The following is a 21,519-nucleotide window of genomic DNA, read 5'->3' as shown; positions in this document are numbered from 1 at the left end:
TAAAAGACTTCGGACCGATTTCTTTTCAAGAAATCGGAATGCGCGCGGATCAGTCGGCGAGGCGCACCAGCGTGTGGCGTTTGCGCCCCGCAGAGAGCTTGACGGGCGAGGCAAGAGCGCCCGCGTCGAGCATCAGCCCCGCATCGGTGAGCGGCGCATCGTCGAGGCGGGCGCCGTTCTCGGCGATGAGGCGCTTGGCCTCCTTGCCGGATTTCGCCAGCCCCGCGCGCACGATGAGCTGCACGATGGATATGCCGCCCGCCACCTCCGCTGCGGTCAGATCGAGCGTGGGCAGGTCATCGCCCACGCCGCCATGCTCGAACACCTCGCGCGCCGTGGCCTCGGCGGCCTGTGCGGCCTCGGCCCCGTGCAAGAGCGTTGTCACCTCGTTGGCGAGGATGATCTTGGCCTCGTTGATCTCGGAGCCTGCAAGCGCGCCGAGGCGGTCGCAGTCCTCCACCGGCAATTCGGTATAGAGCTTGAGGAAGCGCCCGGTATCGGCATCGGTGGTGTTGCGCCAGAACTGCCAGAATTCGTAAGGGGAAAGCAGGTCGCCATCGAGCCAGACAGCCCCCCCCGCCGATTTGCCCATCTTGCGCCCGTCCGAGGTGGTGAGCAGCGGCGAGGTGAGGCCGTAAACCTGCTGATCCAGAACCCGGCGGGTGAGGTCGATGCCGTTGACGATATTGCCCCATTGATCCGAGCCGCCCATCTGGAGCGTGCAGCCGTGGCGGCGGTAAAGCTCCAGGAAATCATAGGCTTGCAGGATCATGTAGTTGAATTCGAGGAAGGACAGCGATTGCTCGCGGTCGAGCCGCGATTTCACGCTCTCGAATGACAGCATCCGGTTGACGCTGAAATGCCGCCCGATATCGCGCAGGAAATCGAGGTAATTCAGCCCGTCGAGCCATTCGGCATTGTCGAGCATCATGGCACCACCATCCTCGTAGGAGAGGTAGCGCGCGAACACCCGGTTCATGCCGTTTATATTGGCGGCGATCTGGTCAGGGCTCAGCAGCGGGCGCTCATCAGAGCGGAACGAGGGATCGCCCACCTTGGTGGTTCCTCCGCCCATGAGCGTGATTGGCCGGTGTCCGCATTTCTCCAACCATCGCAGCATCATGATGTTCAGGAGATGCCCGACATGGAGCGATTTGGCGGTCGCGTCATAGCCGATATAGGCCGTCACCGTGCCCGCCCGCAGCGCATCGTCGAGCGCCTCGATATCGGTGCAATCCGCGAGATAGCCGCGTGCCTGCATGATGTGCAGGAAATCCGATTTCGGCTGATAGGTCATGGTGCTTGTCCCGCTTTGATTTGCGCGGCATGTATAGGCAGTCGCGGGGTGAAGGAAAAGAGCATGTTGAAGGCGGGGCGCGTGCGGGCGCTTGGGGCGATGTCGGGCACATCGCTCGATGGCGTGGACGCGGCCATGATCGAGACCGATGGCGAGGTGATTTCGGGCTTTGGCCCGGTGGCCTATCGCCCCTACACGCCGGGCGAGCGGGCGGTGCTGCGGGCCGCGCTCGGGCGCTGGACCGGCCCCGAGGTAGAGGACGCGGCGCGCGTGGTCGAGGCCGCGCATATCGAGGTGCTGGGCGGATTTGACGGCGCGGCGCTGGTGGGGTTTCACGGCCAGACGCTGGCACATGAGCCGCGCGGGCGCGGCACGCATCAGGCGGGTGACGGCGCGGCGCTGGCGCGCGCGCTGGGCGTGCCGGTGGTGTGGGACTTCCGCAGCGCGGATGTGCGTTTCGGCGGCGAGGGCGCGCCGCTGGCACCGTTCTATCATTTCGCCTGTGCGAAATGGATGGGTGCTGCGGCACCGCTCGCCTTTCTCAACCTCGGCGGCGTGGGCAATCTGACATGGGTCGATCCCCGTTGCGCGCGGCCTGAGGACGATGGCGCGCTTCTGGCCTTTGACACCGGCCCTGCGAATGCGCCGCTCAACGATCTGGTGCAGGCGCGTCTGGGGCTGGACTGTGACCGCGACGGCGCGCTGGCGCGGCGGGGGCGGGTGGCGCAGGGCGCGCTGGAGCTGTTCCTTGACGAGCCGTATTTCACCCGGATGCCGCCCAAATCGCTGGATCGCGACGCCTTCGCCGAGATGGTGGCGCTGGTGGGCGAGCTGGGCGATGCCGATGCCGCCGCGACGCTGACGGCGATGGCTGCGGCGGCGGTGATGCGCGGGATGGAACATTGCCCCGAGCCGCCCGCCCGCGTGCTGGTGACGGGGGGCGGGCGGCAGAACCCGGTGATGATGGAGATGCTGCGCGCCTCGCTTGGCTGCCCGGTGGGCCCGGTCGAGGCGGCGGGGCTTGACGGCGACATGCTGGAGGCGCAGGCTTTTGCGCATTTGGCGGTGCGGGTGGCGCGGGGGCTGCCCACGTCCTGCCCCGGCACCACGGGGGTGCGCGCCGCCGTCTCGGGCGGCACGCTGAGCAGGGCATGACATGACAATAAAAAAGGAACTCGACAGGATGAATGACAGGCTCGAACCCGCGACCATCGCGGCGCAGGCGGCAGGGGCGCAGGACGTGGCGACGGGCGGCGTGGTGCCGGGGATCAGCGTGGCCAGCACCTATCTGCGGGGCGAGGATTACGGGCTTTTGCGCCCCGAGAATACCTATGGTCGCGACCAGAACGACACCGTGCGCCAGGCCGAGGAGGTGGTGCGCGCGCTCGAAGGCGCGGCGGCGAGCCTGCTTTTCCCGTCGGGCATGGCGGCGGTGGCGGCGGTGTTCCGGGCGCTGCCCTCGGGCGCGCGGGTGGTGATGCAGACCGGCATCTACTGGGGCACGCTGAAATGGGTGCGCGACTATTGCGTGCGCCGCGCGATCATATTGGACGAGGTGGAGGCATCCGACGCGGCGGCGCTGGCGGCGGCGTGCCGGTCCTCGGCGGATATGGTCTGGATCGAGACGCCGTCGAACCCGTGGCTGCGCTGCGTCGATATCACCGCTGCCGCCGGGCACGCGCACAAGGCGGGCGCGGTGCTGGTGGTGGATGGCACGGCGGCGACGCCGGTGCTCACCCGCGCGCTCGATCTCGGCGCGGATGTGGTGATGCATTCGGCGACCAAGGCGCTCAACGGGCATTCCGACGTGCTGGCAGGCGTGCTGTCCTGCCGCGATGACGCCTTGCCGATGTGGGCCGAGATCGCGACCGACCGGCACGACGCGGGGGCCATCATCGGGCCGTTCGAGGCGTGGCTGCTGATGCGGGGCATGCGCACGCTGCCGCTGCGGCTGGAGCGGATGTGCGCCAACGCGCAGGCGGTGGCGGAATGGCTCGATGCGCATGAGGGGGTAGAAGCGGTGCTCTATCCCGGCCTGCCGGGGCACGAGGGGCACGAGGTGGCGGCGCGGCAGATGCGGGGCGGCTATGGCTACCTGCTGTCGTTCCTGGTCAAGGGCGACCGCGCGCGCGCGCTCGACGTGGTGGGACGGCTGCGGCTCTTTCACCGGGCGACATCGCTGGGCGGCGTCGAGAGCCTGGTGGAACATCGCCACACCATCGAGCCGCATACCGGGATACCCGAGACATTGCTACGGCTCTCGGTGGGGATCGAGGACGCGGGGGATTTGATCGGGGATTTGGCGGGGGCGCTGGGGTGAGGGGGGAGTATGTTAAGGGTGGTCTCAACGCAGGCATTGGGAATTGCAAAGTTAACGCTTTCCACCGCCTGAGAGCAGCATTTGGAATGTGCTTCTATCTTGACAGAACACAAAGTCAGGTAGGATCTTCCATAAGACGTAGAGAAGAGATTGTGAGCAAATGATTGAATTTGAATTTGACAACGATAACATTTTTCAGGCGGATAGTAACTTACAACGCGTTGACGGTTCTTCTCAAGAAGCACTATCTGTTCGGTGCCCACACTGCCTTCACGTGGGAACATTTTTGACTGAGACAGGCGGCCTGCAATGGATAAAGTATCTGAAAGGAGAATCGAAAACTAAGGCTCGTTTTATAAACGCCTTTATGCGCGTTTGCCCCAACCCGAAATGTAACGGTGTCATTTTTACTTTATCTTCTACAAGTGAATTTGTTCGAGTTTTGCCACCTGAATTGATTGACTTCGATGCAAGCGAGCTTCCTGCTAAACTCCTTTCTACACTTGAAGAGGCAATCTCATGCCATGCCGCTGGTGCATATCGCGCATCTGCGATGATGGTTCGACGACTTCTAGAGGAAATATGTGATGAAAGTGGTGCAGCTGGAAAAGATCTGCACGCCCGTCTTGTTGCACTTCGGTCGAAAATTACACTGCCAGAAGAATTATTTGACGCTATGGGGGAATTGAAAGCTCTTGGAAATGACGCCGCGCATATCACTGCGATAAACTATAGCCAGATTGGAAAGGGTGAGTCTGAAGATTCCATTGAACTTGCAAAAGAAATTCTTAAATCCAGATATCAGTTGAAAAGTTTGGTAGATCGCTTGCGCGCTCGAAAAATAAAATCAAAACCGTAAAAGCGATTGCGATTCGCTGCCATTAATCCCCCCCTCAATCCACCACCGACACCAGATGCCACCGCAGCGCGTCGTTCTGCACCGGGTCAAAATGCGTCACGCGGTTCGACAGCACCACCAGTTGCGTGACGTGGAACGGGATGAGGGTGCCGGAGGTCTCTGCCAGATGTTTCTGCGCCTCGACATAGAGCGCGCGGCGGCGGTTGAAATCGAGTTCCGCGCGGGCGGCTTCCAGCAGGCGGTCGAATTCGGGGTCGCTGTAATGGCTCTCGTTCCATTTGGCCTCGGAATGGAACGCCTCGTTGAGCACCTGATCGGCGGGGCGCGCGCCCCAGGAGGTGGCAAAGGCGGGCTTTTTCATCCACACATTCGACCAGTAGCCATCGGCGGCGGCATTGGTGATCTCTACCCTTATCCCCGCCGCGGCGGCCTGTTCCTGGAACGCGACGCCCAGCACCGGCCAGCTTGGGTCGAGCGCGGAGACGTAAATCTCTACGTCGAGACCGTCGGGATACCCGGCCTCGGCGAGCAGCGCGCGCGCGCCTTGCGGGTCGGGCGGGCAGGTCATCATCACGCGATACTGGTCATCGGGGGCCACGGGCGTATCACAGGACGGCACGCCACCGCCATCGAGGGCAAGCGCGAGCATCTCCTCGCGGTCCACCACCATGCGCAGGGCGCGGCGGACGCGCGGATCGTCGAAGGGCGGCGCGTCGGCGCGAAACACCAGCCCCATCCAGTTGCCGGTGGGAATTTCCAGAAGCTGGTAGCGCAGTGATTTGTCGAGCGCGCGGCGCAGCACCGGGGCGATCCCGCGCTCCATGTCGAGCTGCCCCGAGAGGAACGCCTGAAGCCGCGCCTGCGCGTCGGGCACGCCGATCACCTCGATCCGGGCGAGCGCGGGGGGGCCTTCGTAATAATCCTCATAGGCGGTGAGCACGGTGATGCCGTCGGGGTCGAATGTCTCGACGCGGAACGGGCCGGTGCCGATGCCGGTCTGGTCCACCGTATCGCCCGAGCCTTCGGGGATGATGCGCAGGCGTGGGTCCATCAGTTGCAGGGGGAAATCGGCGAAGGTGGAGGTGAGGGCCATGCGCACGGTGAGCGGGCCGGTGGCCTCGACGCTCTCGATCATCTTGACGGCGGCGCGGGCGGGGCTGCCGTAATCGGGGTCGATCACGCGGGCAATGGAATAGACCACATCGCCCGCATCAAGCGCCGAGCCATCGTGAAAGCGCACCCCCTCGCGGATATGAAAGGTCCAGACGGTGCCATCGTGGTTGGGGGCCCAGTCGGTGGCGAGATCGGGCGAGGGGGTGCCGTCGCGCCCCGGCCGCACGAGGCGGCTCTGGATTTTCTCGATGATCTGGAGAACGCGGCCCTTGGAGGCGGGATCGAGGCTCGATTGCGCGCCAAAGCCCACGTTATGGGCGTGGCGAAAGGTGCCGTGGGGCTCGGCCCCGGCCGACCCCGACCCGAGCAGCGCAAGCGCGATGAGGAGCGGACGTATCATGCCCATAGTCTTGGCCCGGTGTGGCCACGAAGGCAAATGTTTCACGCCGCCCCCCGATCACGTTTCGGCGCGCGGGGCTCAGCCGCGCTTGGCGATCAGCATGTCGTCGGGCTCGTGCCCGGCGGCGACCGCCTCGATGAACCAGCCCGGTTTGCGCCCGCGCCCCGTCCAGGTCAGGCGCGGATCGTCGGGGTGGCAGTATTTCGGCACCTTGGCCCCGGCTTTGGACGAAGGCGCGAGTTCGGCCAGCGAATAGCCCAGGTCACGGGCCATCGCCTCGAGCCGGGCGCGCGCCTCGGCCTTTTGGCGTTCCTCGAAACCTTCGATGGCGCGGGCCACGTCCTTTTGCAATTGGCGCAGCTCCTTGAGGGAAAGCGCGTTGAGATCGGTATTTGTCATTCGGTGCCTCTGTTTATGAATGCAGCCTGCACCATAGATTGGCTTTTTTGAAATCGCAATTCCAAATCAACGCGCGCCCGGACTGGAAATGGCGGGAATGGGTATTTTTTTCAAGAAGAAATCCGGGGAAACCTGCGGCCTGTTTCTTCCTGGATCAAATACCCAAGGGGTGCGCGCGCAGAAAGGCGATGAGCGCGCGGGTAGAGCCGTCCTTTGCCGCAGCGTCCGCCCCATCGAGAAGCCCGGCCATTTCGGTGGCGAGCACCTTGCCCAATTCCACCCCCCATTGATCGAAGGAATTGATCCCCAGCGCCACGCCTTCGACAAACACCCGGTGCTCGTATAGCGCGAGGATCTGGCCAAGGCGGCGCGGCGTGAGTCGGTCATAGATCAGCGTGGTGGAGGGGCGGTTGCCGGGAAAGGCGCGATGCGCGGCCTGCCGGTCGAGATCGGCCCCGGTATACCCTGCCTTTTGCAGCATGTCGCGAGCCGCAGCCTGCGTGCGTCCGCGCATCAGCGCCTCGGATTGTGCGAGGCAATTGGCGACGAGCAGCCGATGGTGATGGGCAAGATCGGGCTCATGGCCCTCTGCCGCCACCATGAACTCGCAGGGCACCACCTGCGTGCCCTGGTGGAGAAGCTGGTAGAAAGCGTGCTGCCCGTTGGTGCCGGGCGCGCCCCAGACCACCGGCCCGGTGACGGTAGGGGCGGGGGCGCCGGACATGGTCACGCCCTTGCCGTTCGATTCCATTTCGAGTTGCTGGAGATAGGCGGGCAAGAGCGCAAGGCGCTGATCATAGGGCAGCACCGCGCGGGTGGCATGGCCGCAGCCCTGGTGGTGCCAGAGCCCGGTCAGCGCCAGCATCACCGGCATGTTGTCCTGCGGCGGGGCGGTGCAGAAATGCGCGTCCATCTCTGCGGCCCCGTCGAGGAAGGCCTTGAACCGGTCGGGGCCGATGGCGATCATCAGCGCAAGGCCGATGGGCCCCCAGACCGAATAGCGCCCACCGATGTAATCGCCAAAGCCAAAGACGCGCTCGGGCGCGATGCCCCATTGCGCGGTGCGCGCCGTGGCCGAGGAAATGGCGGCCATCTGCGCGCCCGGATCGCGGCCATGCGCGCGCAGCCAGTCGCGGGCGGTGGCGGCATTGGTCATCGTCTCGATGGTGGTAAAGGTCTTGGAGGCGATGAGGAACAGCGTGCGCGCCGGGTCGAGATTGCCGAGCGTGTCGGCGATATCGGCCCCGTCCACATTGGCGACGAAATGGCAGCGCGGCCCGTCATGGTAAGGTGCCAGCGCGCTTGTGGCCATTTCGGGGCCGAGATGCGAGCCGCCGATGCCGATATTGACCACGTCGGCCCAGTCGCCCGCGCGGATGTTTTGGGCGAATTCGGCCATGCGTGCGCGGGTGGCGCGGATCTCGGGCAGGATGTCGCGGCCCTCGACCATGATCGGCGTATCATCGCCGCTGCGCAGTGCGGTGTGCAGCACGGCGCGCCCCTCGGTCTCGTTGATCGCGCCGCCCGAGACCATCGCCTCGCGCCGCGCGGCAAGGCCCTGCGCCTCGATCAAGGACAGGATCAGCGCGCGGGAATCGGCGTTGAGCGTGGTCTTGGAATAATCAAACAGCATCCCGCCCGCGCGCACCGAGAACTTGGCGGCGCGGTCCGGGTCGGCGGCGAAAAGATCTGTGATGCGGCGGGTCTTTGCGGCCTCTGTCGCCGCCTTTATCCTCGTCCACATGGTGCTCACTCCTTGGGTGCCCAATGCACCGTCGCGCCGTCGAGAAGCGCCGCCACCGGGGCCTCGATGGGCCGCAAATGGCGTGCGCGCTCCAGCGCGCGGCGCTTTTTCTCGCCGGTGATGACGATATGGGTGTTGATCGCCCCCGCCAGCACCCGCGCCGAGAGGGTCACGCGCGGCTCATCCTCGCCGCGCACGCGGACGGGGCAGAGCACCGGCGCGTCATCGGCAAGCGCCGCCTCAAGCCCCTCGGCACCGGGGATGAGCGAGGCGGTGTGCATGTCTGCCCCCATGCCAAGCAGGCAGATGTCGATGGGCAGGGTGGGGATGATATTGGATTCAAGCTCTGCCAGCACCGCCTCGGGAGTCTCGGCCTTGGCATAAAGCGGCACGTAGCGCGCCGCCGCCGCCCGCCCCACCAGAAGCCGCGCGCGAATGAGCCGCGTGTTGGAGCGGATATGCCGCTCGGGGCGCCAGCGCTCGTCCGACAAGAGGATATCGACGCGCCCCCAATCCAGATCGATATCGCAGATCGCATCGAATATCGGCCCCGGCGTGGTGCCGCCGGGCACCACGAAAAGCACGCGATCCTTGTGGGAAAGCGCGGTGCGCAACTCGCCCGCCAGCAGGTTGGCCAGATCGAGCGCCATCATCTCGTCATCGGCATAATCACACAGCGTCATGGTTTGATCTCCCGCCAGCGCCGCCCGTCGCGGTGCATGAGCATCAACGCCTCTTCGGGCCCGGCAGAGCCGGTATCGTAGGGCAGGGGCGGCTCTTGCTCCGCCTGCCAGACGGCGATGATCGGATCGGTCCAGGCCCAGGCGGCCTCGACCTCGTCGCCGCGCATGAAGAGCGTCTGGTTGCCACGGATCACATCCATGATGAGCCGCTCGTAGGCGTCGGGGAAATCGGCCTCTTCCGGCCCCAGCGCCTCGGCGAAGGTCATGTCGAGCGGCACGTCGATCAGGCGCATCCCCCCCGGTCCCGGCTCCTTGATGGTCACGCCAAGCTCTATCCCCTCATTGGGTTGCAGCCGGATCGTGAGGATGTTGCGGTGCCGCCCCGCCTCGGCCCCGAAGATCGAATGCGGCGCATCCTTGAACACCACCGCGATCTCTGAGGTGCGCGCGCGCAACCGCTTGCCGGTGCGCAAATAGAACGGCGTGCCCGCCCAGCGCCAGTTGGATATCTGCGCCTTGAGCGCGATGAAGCTTTCGGTCGTGCTGTCGCCGTGGCCTGCCTGGGTGCGGAAATCGGGCTGGGTGCCGTCGCCGCCATATTGGCCGCGCACCACATCCCCCGGCGCGACCGGATCGAGCGCGCGGATCACCTTGAGTTTCTCGTCGCGCACCGGGTCGGGGGCAAAGCGGGCTGGCGGCTCCATCGCGATCAGGCACAAAAGCTGCATCAGGTGGTTCTGCACCATGTCGCGCATCGCGCCCGCGTGGTTGTAATACTCGGCCCGCCCGCCGATGCCGACGGTTTCGGCCACGGTGATCTGGATGTGATCGACATATTGGCTGTTCCACAGCGGCTCGAACAGGACATTGCCAAAGCGGATCGCCATCAGGTTCTGCACCGTCTCCTTGCCGAGGTAATGGTCGATCCGGTAGATCTGATGTTCGCAGAAATGCTGCGCGAGGGTGCGGTTGAGCGCGCGCGCGCTGTCGAGATCGTGGCCAAAGGGTTTTTCCACCACGATGCGCGCGGTCTCGTCGATCAGGCCATGAAGGTGCAGCCGTTCGGCAAGATCGCCAAAGAGCGCCGGGGCAACCGAGAAGTAGAAGGCGCGGATCCGGTCGTCGCGCATCTGCCCGGAAAGCGCCGTCCATCCCTCCTCGCCGCGCGCGTCGAGCGTGACATAGGACAGCATCGCGAGAAAGGCCTCGCGGGTGGCCCCGTCGCCTGCGCCGGTGGTGAATTCGTCCAGCGCCTCGGCTATGAGGTCACGCCACGCGGCGCTATCCATCGCGGTGCGGGCGGCACCTATGAGGCGGGTATCGGCACCGAACTGACCGGCGACAAAGCGGCGGTAGAGCGCGGGCAGGATCTTGCGCCGCGCGAGATCGCCCGTTCCGCCGAAAATCACCAGGTCGAACGGCTCGACCGGGATCACCCGAGACGCCATGCGCCGACTCCCCTTCCTGTTCGGGGGCGAGCGTAGCATGGTTGCGCGCGGGCACAATGGCGCGCGGGCGGCGGCGCGCCTTTCAGGCCCGCTTACGGGCCGAGGTGGATGCGGAACCTCTCGCGGATCGCCCGATCGGTCGCGGCATCAAACCGCGCGGGCGCGCGGGTGGCGAGGATGCGCTCCTTGCGGGCCGTCGCGGTGGCGACAAGATCGGGCTGGCCCTGTTCGACCCATTCCTTGGGCGAGGCGCGGTTGGCGCAGGCGGGATAAAGGTAATCGGTCTGCATCCGCGCCAGCGTCTGCCCCGCGCCAAGGTAATGCCCCGGCCCGCCGATACAGGCCGCGCGGATCACCTCGAGGCTGAGCGTGTCCTCGTCCACCTCGATGCCGCGCACGCATCTGAGCGCCTGCCCGATCAGGTCATCCCCGAGGATGAGCGATTCGTGGCAGAACCCAAGAAGCGAGGCGTGCATCCCCGCCGCCTCATACACCATGTTGAGCCCCGCCAGCCCCGCCAGCACGTTGGAGGTGGCCTGCTCCCACCCGGCCTGCATGTCGGGCAGCTTGGAATCGGCGATGCCGCCCACCGCCCCGCCGGGCACACCGTAAAACCTATGCATCTGCGCGCAGCCTGCGGAGAGCAGCGCCTGTTCCCCCGATCCCCCCGACATCGCACCGGTGCGCAGATCGCTGACAAAGGGCCATGTGCCGAAGATCACCGGATGGCCGGGGCACATGGCATCGACATAGACAAGCCCGGCAAGGCATTCGGCCATGGCCTGCACGATGGCCCCGGCGATGGGGGCGGGCGCGGTCGCCCCGGCCTGACCCGCCGATAAAAGCAGCACCGGCATCCCGCCGCGGATACATTCCTCCATCACCAGGCAGGATTCGGTGGCGAATTTCATCGGCGGCACGACGAAACAGTTGGAATTGCTCACGAAAGGCCGCGCGCGCCACGCCGCCTCGCCACCCGCGATGAGGTGCAGCATCTCAAATGCATCGCGCGCGAAATCCGGCTCGGTAAAGGACACGCCGACATGTTTGGTGGTGCCCGCGCAGCAGGCGTAAAGCGTGTTGAGGTCCATCTCGCGGTTGTCTTGAATGTCGCGGCAGACCATCGGGCGCTGCACGAAATGGATATTGTCGAGCGTATCGGCGATGCGCGCGGCGTCGTGCAGATCCTGCACGGTGCTTTCGCGATACGCCTGCGTCGCCACATCCACCAGATGCACTGCCGCCCCCGCCGTTCCGTAATGCACGCGGGTGCCCGAAAGCTGCATGTCGTGGCGCGGGTCGCGGCCATGCAGGGTGAGGTCGGGGCGCGCGCGAGCGAGCGTGTCCTCGATCAGCGCGCGGGGAAAGCGCAGCCGCCCGTCCCGCCCGTGAATGGCCCCGGCGCGGGTCATATGGTCGATGCCCGATTGCGGCGCGTCGGCCAGCCCGATCTGTTCGAGCGCGTCGAGCGCGGCGGCATGGATGCGCTGCATCTGTGCCTCGGACAGAGGGCAGTAGAGCCCGCCATCGAGGCCGGGGCGGACCGGGCGCAGGGCCTCGGCCAGGGGCGCGGCGCGCGCATCACGGCGCGCCGCGCGACCGCCGGAGCGGCGCGGGGCTGGGGCTGTCATCGGGCGAGGGTATCCTTGGCGAAGGGGTGTGGGGGTCAGGTGCGGCGGTCAGGGCCGCAGCCCGGCCTGCCGCGCGCAGCAAGGCCACGCGCCGCCCCGATGGTGCGGCACACGAGCGCGATCTTGCTGCGTGGAGCCATGATGCGTTCCTCCCGCGCCGATGACAGCGCGAATCGCCACGGCCTGTCTGTCGCGTTTGCGACCGGTGTCGCAAATGGGCGATTGGGGGGCGGAGCAGGGGGCGGACGCTTGGTGAACGCCGTCAGTGATCCGGGCCGTTGGATCGAATGGTGGGTGATGAGAGACTCGGACTTCCCACTATGGGCTAATGAGCCTTTATTTACTGGTATTTCATATTTTTCAATCTAGTAAGGGGCGTTTTCTGCTATACATTTTGACCGAGCCTGCTATACATTCGCCCCAACTAGGCACCCCTATCCGGGTAGTTTTGAGAGGCAGGCGCAATGGAAAAAGTGAAGTATGTGACGCGCGCGAGGGACGGTCTGTACCGCTACAATCGGCGCGTTCCAGATGATTGTCAGAAGGCCCTCAGGAAACGTCTGTGGAACCTTTCACTAGGCCGGAACTATGACGCGGCGGTACAACGCGCTGCAGAGCTGCGCCGGGAACATGATGGTATCATTGCCCGACTGCGCGACCCCGCGTCAGCGGGGCAAGAGAAAGTGAGACTTGCCACGGCCCGGACAACCGCACGCATTACAGAACTAGAACGCAGGGGCGCACCAGAAGCAATCGAGGGCGAGAAAGGCACGGTCGAAGAGACCCTAGGCGCGTTGTGGCGACGTATCCCCGATGCAATGCACAGCGCCCACGATGATCCCAAAGAATATGCGCAGCTTGTCATGATGCAAGCGCTTGCCTTCGGCGACGATAGCCGATCAGGCGGGCAGACGGTTCAGCTTCCACCACCATCCGGCCCCGTCGAGCGCATGCAGCAAGATGCTTACCGCGCGATGCTTGCGCAGCGATTAGAGCAACTGGTGCCCCTGCCCGATCAGGGAAAGCCGGAGATGCGGATTTCCGCCCTGATGGAACAATACATCAAGGTACAAGCACTCCGCCCGAACACGGCCCGGTCCTATCGACATATGGTCAAGCGACTCGTGCGCGACCAAGGGGACCACCCCCTTACTTTCTATGATCGTGACCAACTGCGCCGCCATCGCGACGCGCTGGAAAGCGACCCCGGTGTGAGCGTCCAGACCGTTGAAAAGCACTTCGCCCCGCTCAAGGCCCTGTGGCGGTGGGCGGCGGATGAATACGACGAACTGGCGGAACTGCAGTTCCCGCGAGTGCGCTTATCCAAGCGGGATACTACGGTGGAAGAATCCCGGTGGCAGGCCTTCAATGATGATGAAATGAAGCTAGTCTGGTGGGCGGTAAACGACGCTTGGGGGCCGGACAGCAAGAGCCGAATCCTACCGCGCCGCCGCAAGGCATTCCTCATGGCAGCTCGCGTGATGCTCTACACCGGCATGCGCCCCGCCGAAGTATTCCGGTTGAAGGCGGGGGACGTCGAAAACGGAATCCTGACAATCCGGCGCACGAAAACCACCCCGCGCAAACTGCCCATATCCAAGCACATATCGGACCTGCCAGACTTCCTCGCCAATGGCGGTTTTGAGCGTGAGCGGGAATCCAAGACGATAGCCGTGACCATGTCCGACAACTTCACAAAGGTGATCCGCGCTGCCGGTCTCAAGAATGACAGGCACGTCCTGTACAGCCTCAAAGATACTCTGGTGGACCGCTTGCAGCGACAAGACGGTATGTCAGACGACATAATCAGGGGCATCATCGGGCACGTGATCGGGCAAGGCAAGCTGCGACACTATAAGACGCCGTTCGGAGAAACCACCCACGGGCGCGCAGCCATGAAAAAGGCTCTGGACGCTATCGAGTATTGGTGAGTCACCAGCACAATCAAAGCGCGGTCTTTAGACCTCGCTTGCACTCTTTGGGTGGCTTTCGGTCACCGGTCAGCGCATCCACGCCACACGTCTTACAGCGCCATCTGGTGAAGCCGCTCCGTGGGTTCGACGTGTCGCGCTTCCAACGGCAAGGAAGCCGCGCCTTTCTCCGCCGAAGGCGAAAGAGACCCCATACCAGAAAGGCAAATATGCCGATGAGCACGGCGACCTGAATCCAGTCGTACCGATCTGCAAGGCTGGGCGCGCTTTCGAACTTCATCACAAGCACCACTCTTCAAGTGTTGGCCTGAGTACGTACCCCAGCGGGCGCGCCTTGTCAGGTGGTGAGGCTTCCCAACCTTGGCCCGCGTCAGCGGGCTGGCCAGCCGCCCATTTACATCCCGTGACCCGTTTTTGCGCCGATTCGTGACAGATCTTAGAATCTATGGTAGAGAAATGTCAAGCCCAAATTTTCGGGCAACAAAATCTCCCATAAAATGAGGAAGAGCACCTTGTATATCAAGATCGAAGACTACTGCGCCGCGACCGGCGTAAGCACCGCCACGGCGGGGCGGCGTCTCTCGGACGTCCCTTTCCGTATCCCCACGCGGGGGCGCGGGCGGAAGCATTTTCCCCTCGCCGCCGCCGTCATGACCCTCAAGGCCAAGGAAGCCGATGCAGTCCCCGAACTGGTCCAGCACGCCCGCGATCTGTGCCGGGGCGATCCCTATGTGGAGGCCCGCGCCCTGCCTATTGCCGAGTCCTTCGTCGACTGGTGCGAGGGCGGCATGCGGGACCGCGCGCGCGCCGCAATGAATGGATTCGTCGTGGCGGTCTCGAATAGTCGCATATGCACACCCACGATTGTCCGGAATCTTGAGCCGCTGAAGGCCCTCTTTGTCCTGCACCCGGACGTCACCCGGTGGATTCTTGTGGGTGGCAATCCGCCGGACGTGGACAATCTCGCACCTTCGTTTGCCGTCGCCAATAATGCCCCCGCCCTCGATGAATATCACCTTAATTTGGAGCATGCGGCATGACCGACCACGACCACTTCCTTTCAATCATCAACAGCAACCCCGCCTGCGCCGAACGGTGGAGCGCCTTAGTAGAGCGGGCCGTGACCGACGCCCGAGATCACCACGGAGTCCAGCTTGAGCCGGATGACGTGTTGAATATCCGCGAGCTTCGCTTGGCTGCAATGGGGGCCGAACTCGATTCCGACGCCTATCAGGCCGAGCTACTGGGCCTGCCTCAGCTTTCGAAGGCCGCGCAGCGTCGTGCCATCGAGTCCGGGGACGAAAAGGCCCGCGCCGCTGCACTTTCCGATCTGAATCGTGGGCGGGAGTCAGAGCACTACAGCCATCACACGGCCCATGCGGCCCGCCGCCTTAGTGAGGCTAGAGAGCTTGGAATCGCCACCCCGCCGCCCGAGTCGGACTCAGTCAGCCGTGACGAAAAGCTGCGGATGATTAGTGAGGTGGAAGACGGGGCCACCAGACTCAGTCTGGCCCGAAAGTGGGGGCTGGTATGAACGTCGAAAGCATCATCGAAACCATCGAAACGAAGCACGGCGGCGCGTATTGGGCGCTCTTTCATTCCACGGAAGACGGCCACCGGTTCCTCCCATCTGGGGACGTCCTGACCCCCGCACAGTACGCGTGGGTGGTGCGCGCCTTTGCCTCTCCCAAGATCGAAAAGGTGGGGGACCTCTCTCCCGAGGAGCGAAAAATAAACGAACGACGGGCCAAGGCCGTAGCCCGGGGGGGTGGGCATGACTGATCTGCCGATTGATGACTCCGCGTCCGTTCTCGACGAAGGATGCCACGGCTGGGCACCGCCGATAGATACGAGCGGTGATTACAAGCACCTGCCGCCCGCCGAGCGCCGCGCCGCTAAGAAGCGGTCATATGAGCGCAAGAGCCGCTGGGCGCGCGCCATGGCGATCCGGGCCGAGACTTTCACCGAGGAAGACTATGCCGCCGAAGAGGCCAGACTGAGGGCGGAGATAGAGGCATGGGAGCGCCGGAATGCAGCGTAGCATCGCCCAGCATGAATGCCCCGCCACCTTCGATGCGCACAAGTACCTTGTCGCCCGCGAACGTTACTGGCGCAGGGTGCAACTATGGCACGCGGCCCGTCTCGCATGCGGCGAAGACCAGTTTCGAGCCTCGTGGCCCCAGATCGCCGTCGCCGTCGCCGAGCAACTAGAGCGAGAGGGGCTGGGCTGACCTAGGCCGCGAGCGTTTCCGGCCTGACCTAGGCCCACAGAACAGGCGGCGGCACCCGCAGGGATAGGTTGCCGTGGAAAGTACACCGCGCCGCCGCCTACCCATAACATCACCACAGGAGACAGAAATGCAGAACTTTGCCAACGGGCGCTTGCCCACATTTGATGACGGCCTTGTGCAGGAACTGGTGGACAAGCTGACCACCCTTGCCAGCCGTGGCGGTGGGCGCGGGATGCGCGTTTCGTTTGATTGGTTGGCCGATGCACTCGGACCCCGACTCGCGCGTGCCGTTCTGAAGCGTGCCGGATTCCGGCGACTGCCGGAGCAGTGGGCCGTTGGCCGAGGCACCAGCATCCCCGCCGACTACACCTTCCCCGAGGTTTTCGCAGAAGAGTTGGAAGATATTCTGTACGATCACGCATAGGTGGAATTAGTTGACGCAACGTCATCTTGTCTCCGCCGGATGTGACATTTCCCAAATGTCATTTTACGTGACACCGCCCGGAGTCGAATTTCTCAACGCCGCCCGAGGTTTGGCGAAACGGCGGTTTTGCGGATGTGACTTTTTCCAAGAAGTGTCATTTTCGCTTACCAATGTCACGGAAAATGACAGCAAAATCAGCATGTTGATGCATTGATTTGTGATCTTAGATGGCGCAGGTAGGAGGCACGATCAATCAAATAGAAGGAGAAACGATGAATGGATAATGGACGCGAAGTAAGGCTGATCCGCCTTACCGATGAAATGAGTCGCCTCGCCCTGTACCCGCTGACGCGGGCACGCGCAGAGACGCTGCGCCGCCTCGCCGGGAAGGTTGCCGAACTGATCACCCCGTCTTTTTTGGAGGAAGCAGAAGTGGAAGAACACTACCGGGGTCTGCTGGACGCCATGAGAGACCCCGTAGACGTTTGCGACCGTTAGTTGCCAGAGGATGACCACCAGTCTCTTGGCCGTCTTCGGCTGGTGGTGACGGTACTTGCCCGCGTCAGCGGGCGTATCACGGCAAACGGCCCAGAAGGGATAATGAGCGATGAAACAGCAATAACCGCTGGCGTCCCTCGGGGCGTTACAGCGCCTATATAGGAGACACTGAACAGTGGCAGAAAACACCGAAGCTCAGGGCGACGAGACCCCCGATCTGAACCATGCATACTTCCACGGGACGGAACCGGAGGGTCTGGGCGACTTCCTCGAACGCGAGGCTACGTTCCTTCTGGGTCAGATGTACGGGCAGCGTGATCGCCGGAATACGCAGGACGGCGATTGGCAGTCCCTGACCTTGACTTGGGGCGCGTGGATTGGAGGTCAGGCGGGGTCTAAGGTGGAACCGGCTTGGGGCTTCTCTCGCCACCCTGTCGGCAAGGACAAGGCCGGAGCGTCCATCGTCCTCGGTTCGTCTATAGGCGGCGCACGCAAGGCGAAGGCCATGGATACGATGTACGCCATGGGTCTCGACGTCGACTCCGGGGCGTCGCTGGATGATACGCTGGATAGGGTGGAAGGGCTGGGCCTCCTGTGTTTCGTCTACACGTCCTTTAACCATGGTAAGACGGGACTTGAACTGAGGCGCGATGACGTGTTGCGCAAGCTGGACCTGTCCCGCGACCCAACCGACGAAGAAATCAGGGTGTTTCTGCGCGACCATGACAAGCACCGGTACGAAGAATCCTTCATTGCCGGGTGCACCATCAAGGCTCAGAAGGAACAGACCACCGAAGGTGTGAAGATCATACTCGACACGCCGCCGCTGGACAAGTTTCGCCTTATCTTCCCGCTGGCAGAACCGGTCAAGCTGATCGACCTTGCTGACACGCAGCAGGCGGCTCTGGACCTGTGGGAAGACAAGATTACCGGACTGGCCCGCAACACGCTGGGCGTACATTTTGATACGTCCTGCACCGACCCTTCGCGGCTGTTCTACACTGCGCGCCACCCCAAGGGCGCAGACTGGTATGCGGCGATCATCATGGGCAACCCGCTGGCCTTCGATAGCATCAAGCCGATGAGAAAGGCGGCATATACCGGCAACCGGGACTCGAACGCATTCACACAGGCCGGGGGAGAAACCGAAGGGAATCGCCCGCCCGAGTGCATGGCCCCGTCAGGTATGAGCCTCAATGACTGGCACCGGCACGCCAAGGATCGCTTCATGGTGGCGAACCTTCTGGAGACGCTGTGCCCGGATAAGATCAGGGTCGCTGGTGGCGAGGCTCAGGGGCATGTCCACGTCGAATGCCCGTTCGAGCACGAGCATACGTCCGAGGGCGGCACCGCCACCATGGCGGTAAACTGCGCCGATAGTCAGTCCGAATATTGGTCAATGTGGTGTCACCACGATTCCTGTCAAGGGCGACACAAGCTTCAGTTCCTTGAAGAAGCCCTTCGGCAGGGGTGGTTTGACGAGTCCGCGCTGACCGATCTGGACCAAGGATTCCTTCTGGAATACGAGGGCGACGGGCCTGACCCGCTGGCCCCCATCCCCGCCGAACTCGATGACGCAGAAATGACCCCGGTGCAGCGGGCGGCGCAGCTTACCCGCGAGCACGACGAAGAGACGATCCGGAAGTTCATCAAGAAGCTGTGGCGCGAGGGTGCGGACAAGACCGTGCGCGGGAACGTGAACGACGTTATTGCCAAGAACACGGCGCTGACCAAGCACGACCTGAAGCCCATCTGGAAGGAGCTTGATGCAGAGGGCCGGAAGACCACACAGGAAGGCGAGTTCCCGGAAGGTATCCTGACGACCGCGCCCGCGCCGGAGTTGACGCAGTACGCGGCTGACGCCGTCAAGGCTGCGAACGAAAAGACGCCCTTCCTGTTTGAGTACATGGAAGAACCGACCATCGTTCGCAGGGGGCGCATCCAAGCTCTTGATCGTCCGGGCAAGCGCCACGCGCTGAGCAAAGTGGCCGTATTTCAGAAGCCGAAGGGCGAGGGCGAGTTGCAGCACGTCTACCCACCCTATGACGTGGTAGATGATCTGTTTTCTTCGGACCTGTCTGACTTCTGCCTGCCCTTGCGTGGGGCCGTGGACACGCCCTTTTTCGCGGCGGATGGGGCGCTTGTGACGGACACCGGGTATCACGCCGGGTCGCAGATGTATCTGGACAGCGAAATGGTGCTGGACCGCGTCAGCGGTGCACCCAGTGCAGAACAGGCTCAGGAGGCCGCACGCTTCATTGTGGAGGAATGCCTTGCCGACTTTCCGCTGGGCGGTCTGACGCGACAGGATATCATGGAACAGGTTTTTACGCCGTCAGGCGTCCCTGCCGTGGCCAATACGATGGCGTTTATTCTTCTGCCTTTTGCCCGGAACATGATCCACGGCCCGACGCCGGGTCATATCGTGAACAAGCCCGCACCGGGGACCGGGGCCGGTTTTCTGGTGGACGTCTGCACGACCATCGGCGGCGGTATGCCCGCGCCCGCGTTGGCCATGCCTGCCAAGAGCGACGAACTTGGAAAGACGCTTTCAGCGGCGCTTCTGGACGGCGAACAGACCATCTTCTTTGATAACATTAATCACGAGATGGACTCGGCGGAACTGGCATCCGCCATGACCGCCCCCGTGACGGGTTACAAGGCACGTATCCTTGGAAAGACGCAGACGGCTCTGGTGCAGATCATGTCATCGTGGGTTTTCGCGGCGAACACGCTGACCATGAGTTCAGAGCTTTTGCGCCGGGGCATTCTCATTGATCTTGACCGGAAGACCTCGGACCCGGCGAAGTACGTCCCGGAAGGCGGCTGGCGACATAAGGACGTCCGGGCGTGGACGGGCGAAAACCGCGCCGCGCTGGTGCACGCCTGCCTGACCATCATCCAGCACTGGGTATCGCGTGGGATGAAGCGCAGCGACGATACGCTGGCCAGTTTCGAGAACTGGGCAGGCGTCATGGGCGGCATTCTCAAGGCGGCTGGCGTGGGCGGCTTCATGGGGAACCAGTCCGAACTGACCGGCCTGTCAGACGGGCGCGATGATGAACTGGCGTCGGTGGTGCAGGCCATTGCAGAAAGGATGTATGGAGTCGACGGCGCGCGCCTCTACATCGGATCGAAGACCGACAAGGAAACCGCCGCCGGTAAGTTTGGGTTGTTCGACATTCTGCACGCGATGGACGAAACGCCCCGGCTGGACCAGTGGGGCTATCGGGAAGTCTATTCGGGCGACAGCGTCGAGGTAGAGTACCACAACAAGACCAAGGCCGGAATTCGGTTTGGGAAGGCGGCGAAGCGCACCTACCGCGTCGAAATTGACGGCAAGGCGTACGAGGCGCGGTTTGTGCAGGAGCACGACACCCGCGCGAACGCCAAGTGTTACAGGCTGGACCTGACCGACGCTCTGGCGTCCTGACCGACGCTCTGGCGTCCTGAATCCGGTATAGCGCGGGGGTAACCCCCGCAACCCCCGCCAAACCCCCGCAACCCCCGGCGGGATTTTTCCTTTTTTATCAGGGGCTTGCGAAACACTCGCGGGGGTGCGGGGGGTGCGGGGGTTATTCGCTCCCCTCAGCCCTCTATAGAAAATAATATTTTTGACCCCTCTTTTGGGTTCCTGAAAATATATTTTTCTCATCTATCCTCAGAACACTCCCGCAACTCCCGCACTCCCGCGCTTTGGTCGTAACGCCCTGTAAAATATGGTAAAAATAGGCGCGGGAGTTGAAATGCCAACTCCCGCAACTCCCGCGCAACTCCCGGCGAGTCAGAATGCCGCCCAGAACGAAGTCCACGCACTCGTTTGATACTGCTCTGCCACAACATGATATTGCGCCGCAGGTAGTTCTACCGCCTCAAGCGCGGTGAGCACTGCGATGGTGCCGTCTTCGCCCGTCTCAAACAAATTGAGTTTGCCTAGCAAGTCCGACAACGCCCCCGCGTATCTTTGCCTTGTCTGCTCTATATCGCCATTCGGCGCTGGCGCAGACAGCAGGCCTGCGCGAAGGCTACGCGCTGCGTCTTGCAACGCTTTCGCCTCGCTTTCGGTCATTGAGCGGCCCGTCTTGCTGGGGCCAGCAAACACAGCGCTTCCCGCTCTCCCGAATTCTGCTTCCAGTTTGGCAAGTGCAGCTTGAGATTTATCAAACTGTTCAAGCATATAGCGCCGCTGCTCAAGGGTTTCAGAGGCGAGAAGGTAGAGAACGGTAGCACCGAGTGACACAATGAGAATAATATGCCGGATCGCCACTACGAACCGGACGACGGTCCAGAACAGACCCGGCTTATTCATTCCCATTGACTGTTGCATCTACATTGCCGCCTGTTCTGTCGTGGAAGTCCCGGACCAATCCCACGATCTCGTCAAGGCTTTCTCTCCCGGTCGAACGCACGAAATCATAGGTCATTTGCTGAGTCTCAGCAAGGACCTAGAGGTGGTCGCGGAAATTTGGACCAGTTGTTAAGGTGGATCGCATGACGAGAGAGACGATCCATAATGACGAAGAGAAAAATGCATACGCCTG

General features: G+C 63.1%; 20 protein-coding genes. 12 read left to right on the top strand and 8 right to left on the bottom strand.

Annotated features, from left to right (window positions below):
• Positions 1-49: 49 nt before the first annotated feature.
• Entirely contained in the window at positions 50-1,297 is a 1,248-nt protein-coding gene (gene tyrS, locus ABIE58_RS17555) for a tyrosine--tRNA ligase (protein WP_354545977.1), read from the bottom strand.
• Positions 1,298-1,360: 63 nt separating this feature from the next.
• On the opposite strand from tyrS, the gene ABIE58_RS17550 reads away from it, so the two are divergent.
• From ABIE58_RS17550 to ABIE58_RS17540, 3 genes are all read left to right on the top strand, one after another.
• Entirely contained in the window at positions 1,361-2,452 is a 1,092-nt protein-coding gene (locus ABIE58_RS17550; protein ID WP_354545976.1) for an anhydro-N-acetylmuramic acid kinase, read from the top strand.
• 1 nt (position 2,453) lies between these two features.
• On the top strand, positions 2,454-3,617 hold the full coding sequence (locus ABIE58_RS17545; protein WP_502950114.1) for a trans-sulfuration enzyme family protein: 1,164 nt from the start codon (positions 2,454-2,456) through the stop codon (positions 3,615-3,617).
• A gap of 160 nt (positions 3,618-3,777) precedes the next feature.
• Positions 3,778-4,476 carry a DUF4145 domain-containing protein gene (locus tag ABIE58_RS17540; RefSeq protein ID WP_354545975.1) on the top strand — a complete coding sequence of 233 codons (699 nt, stop codon included), beginning with the start codon at positions 3,778-3,780 and terminating at the stop codon, positions 4,474-4,476.
• A 34-nt stretch (positions 4,477-4,510) separates the two neighbouring features.
• Here ABIE58_RS17540 and ABIE58_RS17535 read toward each other — a convergent pair whose 3' ends face one another.
• The 6 genes from ABIE58_RS17535 to ABIE58_RS17510 all read right to left on the bottom strand — a co-directional run bounded on the left by ABIE58_RS17535 (position 4,511) and on the right by ABIE58_RS17510 (position 11,894).
• On the bottom strand, positions 4,511-5,989 hold the full coding sequence (locus ABIE58_RS17535) for an ABC transporter substrate-binding protein (protein WP_354545974.1): 1,479 nt from the start codon (positions 5,987-5,989) through the stop codon (positions 4,511-4,513).
• Positions 5,990-6,067: 78 nt separating this feature from the next.
• Positions 6,068-6,388, bottom strand: coding sequence for an H-NS histone family protein (locus ABIE58_RS17530; protein ID WP_354545973.1), 321 nt, complete (start codon positions 6,386-6,388; stop codon positions 6,068-6,070).
• Positions 6,389-6,542: 154 nt separating this feature from the next.
• A complete protein-coding gene (gene pgi / locus ABIE58_RS17525; RefSeq protein ID WP_354545972.1) occupies positions 6,543-8,132 on the bottom strand; it encodes a glucose-6-phosphate isomerase in 1,590 nt (529 codons plus the stop codon).
• A 5-nt stretch (positions 8,133-8,137) separates the two neighbouring features.
• The gene (locus ABIE58_RS17520) at positions 8,138-8,815 is read right to left on the bottom strand and encodes a 6-phosphogluconolactonase (RefSeq protein WP_354545971.1); all 678 of its coding nucleotides are present in this window, start codon (positions 8,813-8,815) and stop codon (positions 8,138-8,140) included.
• Positions 8,812-10,263 carry a glucose-6-phosphate dehydrogenase gene (gene zwf, locus ABIE58_RS17515; RefSeq protein ID WP_354545970.1) on the bottom strand — a complete coding sequence of 484 codons (1,452 nt, stop codon included), beginning with the start codon at positions 10,261-10,263 and terminating at the stop codon, positions 8,812-8,814. Before zwf ends, ABIE58_RS17520 begins: the two co-directional genes overlap by 4 nt.
• Before the next feature lie 92 nt (positions 10,264-10,355).
• Positions 10,356-11,894 (bottom strand): trimethylamine methyltransferase family protein, encoded by a 1,539-nt coding sequence (locus tag ABIE58_RS17510; protein ID WP_354545969.1) that lies wholly within the window; start codon positions 11,892-11,894, stop codon positions 10,356-10,358.
• A 464-nt stretch (positions 11,895-12,358) separates the two neighbouring features.
• Here ABIE58_RS17510 and ABIE58_RS17505 point away from each other — a divergent pair, with 464 nt between their 5' ends.
• The 9 genes from ABIE58_RS17505 to ABIE58_RS17465 all read left to right on the top strand — a co-directional run bounded on the left by ABIE58_RS17505 (position 12,359) and on the right by ABIE58_RS17465 (position 20,411).
• Positions 12,359-13,825, top strand: a complete 1,467-nt coding sequence (locus tag ABIE58_RS17505; RefSeq protein ID WP_354545968.1) for a DUF6538 domain-containing protein — start codon at positions 12,359-12,361, stop codon at positions 13,823-13,825.
• 512 nt (positions 13,826-14,337) lie between these two features.
• Positions 14,338-14,865 carry a hypothetical protein gene (locus ABIE58_RS17500; protein WP_354545967.1) on the top strand — a complete coding sequence of 176 codons (528 nt, stop codon included), beginning with the start codon at positions 14,338-14,340 and terminating at the stop codon, positions 14,863-14,865.
• The gene (locus tag ABIE58_RS17495) at positions 14,862-15,359 is read left to right on the top strand and encodes a hypothetical protein (RefSeq protein ID WP_354545966.1); all 498 of its coding nucleotides are present in this window, start codon (positions 14,862-14,864) and stop codon (positions 15,357-15,359) included. The genes ABIE58_RS17500 and ABIE58_RS17495 overlap by 4 nt, the downstream gene beginning before the upstream one ends.
• The gene (locus ABIE58_RS17490; protein ID WP_354545965.1) at positions 15,356-15,607 is read left to right on the top strand and encodes a hypothetical protein; all 252 of its coding nucleotides are present in this window, start codon (positions 15,356-15,358) and stop codon (positions 15,605-15,607) included. Before ABIE58_RS17495 ends, ABIE58_RS17490 begins: the two co-directional genes overlap by 4 nt.
• A complete protein-coding gene (locus ABIE58_RS17485; protein WP_354545964.1) occupies positions 15,600-15,866 on the top strand; it encodes a hypothetical protein in 267 nt (88 codons plus the stop codon). The genes ABIE58_RS17490 and ABIE58_RS17485 overlap by 8 nt, the downstream gene beginning before the upstream one ends.
• Positions 15,856-16,056, top strand: coding sequence for a hypothetical protein (locus tag ABIE58_RS17480; RefSeq protein WP_354545963.1), 201 nt, complete (start codon positions 15,856-15,858; stop codon positions 16,054-16,056). Before ABIE58_RS17485 ends, ABIE58_RS17480 begins: the two co-directional genes overlap by 11 nt.
• A 127-nt stretch (positions 16,057-16,183) precedes the next feature.
• Positions 16,184-16,480, top strand: a complete 297-nt coding sequence (locus ABIE58_RS17475; protein WP_354545962.1) for a hypothetical protein — start codon at positions 16,184-16,186, stop codon at positions 16,478-16,480.
• Between the two features lie 276 nt (positions 16,481-16,756).
• Positions 16,757-16,978, top strand: coding sequence for a hypothetical protein (locus ABIE58_RS17470; protein ID WP_354545961.1), 222 nt, complete (start codon positions 16,757-16,759; stop codon positions 16,976-16,978).
• Between the two features lie 175 nt (positions 16,979-17,153).
• Positions 17,154-20,411 (top strand): hypothetical protein, encoded by a 3,258-nt coding sequence (locus tag ABIE58_RS17465; protein WP_354545960.1) that lies wholly within the window; start codon positions 17,154-17,156, stop codon positions 20,409-20,411.
• 351 nt (positions 20,412-20,762) lie between these two features.
• On the opposite strand, the gene ABIE58_RS17460 is transcribed toward ABIE58_RS17465, so the two are convergent.
• On the bottom strand, positions 20,763-21,293 hold the full coding sequence (locus tag ABIE58_RS17460) for a hypothetical protein (protein ID WP_354545959.1): 531 nt from the start codon (positions 21,291-21,293) through the stop codon (positions 20,763-20,765).
• Positions 21,294-21,519 lie beyond the last annotated feature (226 nt).

The organism is Roseovarius sp. MBR-78 (genome assembly GCF_040547535.1).
Taxonomy (GTDB): domain Bacteria; phylum Pseudomonadota; class Alphaproteobacteria; order Rhodobacterales; family Rhodobacteraceae; genus Roseovarius.
Note: the sequence above shows the minus strand (reverse complement) of the source record. Positions and strands in the feature narration are given on the sequence as shown.